Genomic DNA, 436 nt, shown 5'->3' on the forward strand with positions numbered 1-436 from the left:
CGTCAGACACATCAAGTCAAAATTGACCATCTCATCATCGGCTCCGATGCGCCCGTTGTTGTGCGATCTATGACCAATACCGACACCGCAGATGCAGAAGCAACAGCCCGACAGGTCAAAGAGTTGAGCGATGCCGGCTCAGAAAGGGTCCGTATCACGGTTAATACTCCTGAAGCGGCTTCCAAAGTAGCCGAAATCCGCAGCCGCTTAGACGATATGGGCTACACCACGCCCCTGATCGGCGACGTCCATTTCAATGGCGAACGCTTATTGGCCGAATGTCCTGAGTGCGGCAAGGCCCTGTCTAAATACCGCATCAACCCAGGCAATGTCGGTAAAGGCGCAAAAGGCGATCAGAAATTTGCCTTTATGATTCGTACAGCGGCAGAAAACAATAAAGCCGTACGCATCGGTGTGAACTGGGGTTCGCTTGATC

1 protein-coding gene is annotated in these 436 nt (G+C 52.5%); it reads left to right on the forward strand.

Features of this window, described 5'->3' with window-relative positions; translation table 11 throughout:
• Positions 1-436, forward strand: a 436-nt coding sequence (locus ACTHUE_RS20535) for a flavodoxin-dependent (E)-4-hydroxy-3-methylbut-2-enyl-diphosphate synthase (protein WP_440424335.1), incomplete at both ends; no start/stop codon positions are given.

The sequence above is a fragment of the Neisseria sp. P0021.S005 genome (assembly GCF_051956955.1).